Origin of the sequence: Carboxylicivirga caseinilyticus (assembly GCF_050589785.1) — a bacterium.
Classification (GTDB): domain Bacteria; phylum Bacteroidota; class Bacteroidia; order Bacteroidales; family Marinilabiliaceae; genus Carboxylicivirga; species Carboxylicivirga caseinilyticus.
The window spans coordinates 1-1,558 of the sequence record NZ_JBNGOX010000099.1; the positions used below are offsets into that span (position 1 = coordinate 1).

A 1,558-nucleotide genomic window follows, 5' to 3' on the forward strand; every position below is an offset into this window, starting at 1 on the left:
ATTGATTAATTTGGGTGCCTCGTTTATCTTAGCTTGATGTTTATACGCAAAAAACTAAATAAAAGTGGGAGCACCAGCATTCAGATTATCCAAAAGGTCCACCGAAGTAATAAAGTCATCAAAACAATCGGATCATCTACAGATTCGCTTGAAATAGAAAAGCTTTATCAACAAGCATTATATGAGTTGCCTCGCATTTATGGAGCAACTCTGTTTGATACCCCAGTTCAAACACCAATTTCTGAGCTGAGCAATGATTCGGTAAGAGTCTGTGGTCCAGAAGTGATTTTCGGCAAGATATACGATTACATTGGCTACGGAGAACTTGCTGAACCATTGTTGCAAGACCTGGTGATCTCACGCATAACACATCCCGGAAGCAAGCTTAATTTGGCAAGATATCTGACTGCTACCGGGAAGAATGGGATTTCGGTTTATAGCATCTATCGTTTTTTAGATAAGCTAAACAGCAGCCTTAAGGTTATTATTGAAGATATTTCCTTCGAATACACGAAGAAAGTGTTGGGAGGTCAGATTGGTGTTGTTTTTTACGATATGACAACCATCTACTTTGAGGCCAGCGAACCTGATGATTTCAGAATTACCGGATTCTCTAAGGAAGGCAAGCATCAGAACCCTCAAATAATGTTAGGTTTGCTGGTTGGCAAAGATGGCTATCCAATCGGCTATGAATTATTCGAGGGTAATACCTTTGAAGGACACACCCTAATACCTGTATTGGAGAAGTATACAGTGCGATTCCATATTGAAAAGCCAATCATCATTGCAGACTCAGGCCTGCTGTCAAAAACAAACATAGATCAACTACAAGAACATGGCTTTGGGTTCATTATTGGAGCACGCATTAAAAACGAAAACAATAGAGTTAAAGCTCAAATATTAGCATTGCACTTAACCGATGGTCAACAAGCTTGTGTTGATAAAGAAAACGGTCTTAAGCTGCATATAAGTTATTCAGGAAAGCGGGCGAAAAAGGACCAATTTAACCGAGAAAGAGGTTTGGCCAAATTAGAGAAAAGACTCAGCACAGGAAAGTTGACCAAGGCCAACATTAATAACCGCGGTTATAACAAATTCCTCAAGCTGGAAGGTCAAATTAACATTAGTTTAGACCATGAGAAATTAGAAGCTGATCAAAAATGGGATGGGCTAAAAGGTTATATAACCAACACAAACCTAACCACTCAGCAGGTAATTAGCAATTACAATAACCTTTGGAAGATTGAAAAAGCCTTCAGGATATCAAAGACAGACCTTCAAATAAGGCCTGTTTTCCATCGCCTTAAAAAGCGTATAGAAGCTCATATCTGTATTTCATTCATGGCCTACCTGTTATATAAGGAGCTGGAGCGAGCATTAACAATATCAAAATGTGGAATATCAATGAACGTTGCCATTGAAAACATCAACAAAATGTATGAAGTCAAAACAGAAGAAAATTGTACAGTCCGTTTAAGAAACAACAATATCCAGCAACAAATTTATGACCTTGTTAACTCCATGTTCTGAAAATGGGTGTCTTTCGCACAAAACAGGA

General features: G+C 38.4%; 1 protein-coding gene. It reads left to right on the forward strand.

Features of this window, described 5'->3' with window-relative positions; translation table 11 throughout:
- Positions 1-36: 36 nt before the first annotated feature.
- On the forward strand, positions 37-1,530 hold the full coding sequence (locus ACRD62_RS22360) for an IS1634 family transposase (protein ID WP_430822305.1): 1,494 nt from the start codon (positions 37-39) through the stop codon (positions 1,528-1,530).
- The last annotated feature ends 28 nt before the right edge of the window (positions 1,531-1,558 follow it).

Bases quoted from the DNA above. Each gene is read 5' to 3' on its own strand.
- ACRD62_RS22360 (WP_430822305.1), top strand. From the start codon at position 37: ATGTTTATACGCAAAAAACTAAATAAAAGTGGGAGCACCAGCATTCAG.